General features: G+C 30.7%; 3 protein-coding genes. All 3 read left to right on the top strand.

The features are described 5' to 3' along the window. The first annotated feature begins 107 nt into the window (after positions 1-107). Positions 108-464 carry a hypothetical protein gene (locus KI369_RS27945; protein WP_212958893.1) on the top strand — a complete coding sequence of 119 codons (357 nt, stop codon included), beginning with the start codon at positions 108-110 and terminating at the stop codon, positions 462-464. A gap of 25 nt (positions 465-489) precedes the next feature. Next, positions 490-987: a GNAT family N-acetyltransferase gene (locus KI369_RS27940; protein WP_212958891.1), complete on the top strand. Its 498-nt coding sequence runs from the start codon at positions 490-492 to the stop codon at positions 985-987. Between the two features lie 113 nt (positions 988-1100). Then, the coding region (locus KI369_RS27935; protein WP_212958889.1) for a DUF1697 domain-containing protein at positions 1101-1618 on the top strand (518 nt) is incomplete at its 3' end.

Raw genomic sequence — 1618 nt, 5'->3', positions numbered from 1 at the left:
AAATTAACCCCGTACTTAATTGTACGGGGATTTTCAATATAATATTTAATATTCAGTTTATTTTTAAGGGAATATATGGTTTAATTATCATGGGAGGGACAACTGTTATGATGAAAAAAAGCGCATTAATAGTATGTAGTTTATGCTTAGGTTTCAGTATGACAGCGTGTGAACAGAAGAAAGAAGTGAAAAAACAAACAGCGACTTCTTCTACTGTGATGGAAAGGCAGCAGAAAGATCCTATCAATATAAATCATTTCTCGAACATAAATGAAGGAATGACTTATACAGAAGTAAAAGATTTCATTGGGTTTGAAGGGGATTTAGTAATAGAAGAAGGAGTAGAACATTCTGCACAAATTAAACAAATTTTTTCTTGGAAAGGAAGCGATCCAACTTCATTTGTTGAAATTACCTTTTTAGATGGAAAAGTGCATTCTAAAGTGCAACAAGGTTTAAGTTAATAAGTAAAAAATGGGAGAGTTTCGCATGAACATACATACAGGGGAAATTCAATTAGTTCCGTATAAAGAAAGATATAAAGAAGTTATACAATCATTTACTTTACCAAGTGAACAAGTTCAGTTTACATCAGATCCAGTTGAATTATTAGAGAAAGCAAAAAGTGATCGAACCAAAAATGTGATTGTAATTTTGGATTATAATGGAGTACCTGTGGGTCTTTTCGCATTGCAAACAGGAGATAGAGTACAGGAGTTCACAGACAATCAGGATGCTTTACTTTTAACATCATTTTCTATAAATCATAATAGACAAAGAAAAGGATATGCTAAAAAATCATTGGCATTATTACAAGAGTTTGTAAAACGTTATTTCCCGATAAAAAATGAGGTTGTACTTGCTGTAAATGAAAAAAATATTCCTGCACAAAATTTATATGAAAAAGTCGGCTTCCAAGATAAAGGTTTTAGAAGAATGGGACCGATTGGCCAACAAATTATAATGCATTTACCTATCATGAAATAACGAAAAGAAAACCTTACTCCTTGTATAACGAAGTAGCAAGGTTTTTATAGTTTATCTTAAAATTAAATAACTTTACATCAATTGTGAAATACATTTAAACGAGGTGAAACGATATGACAATTTATATCGCATTACTAAGAGGAATCAATGTAGGCGGGCATAAGGTAATTAAAATGGCTGATTTAAAACAAATGTTTGAATCAATAGGGTTAAAACAAGTGAAAACATATATTCAAAGTGGTAATATCCTATTCGAATCTGAGGAAAATATAAAATTTCTAAAGGAGCGAATACAATCGGAAATTAAAAACGTTTTTGGTTTTGACGTTCCGGTCATGTTAAGAACAAATGAGGGATTTATAAATATGATAAAAAGGTGTCCTTATGAAGTCGATTCATTGTTAGAAGGGGAAAGTATACATGTTGCCTTCTTAGCAAATGAACTTACTGAAAAAGAAAAAAATCAGTTGATTATGCAAAAAAATGATACTGAAGATTGTTATATAGATGAAAAGGTTGTGTATTTATTTTTCAAAAATAGCATTCGAAACTCTAAATTAATGAACCAGTTTCAGAAGTTACATACACCAGCTACAGTAAGAAATTGGCGGACTGTGAATAAATTGAAAGT

Source organism: Bacillus sanguinis (assembly GCF_018332475.1).
Taxonomy (GTDB): Bacteria; Bacillota; Bacilli; order Bacillales; family Bacillaceae_G; genus Bacillus_A; species Bacillus_A sanguinis.
Note: the sequence above shows the minus strand (reverse complement) of the source record. Positions and strands in the feature narration are given on the sequence as shown.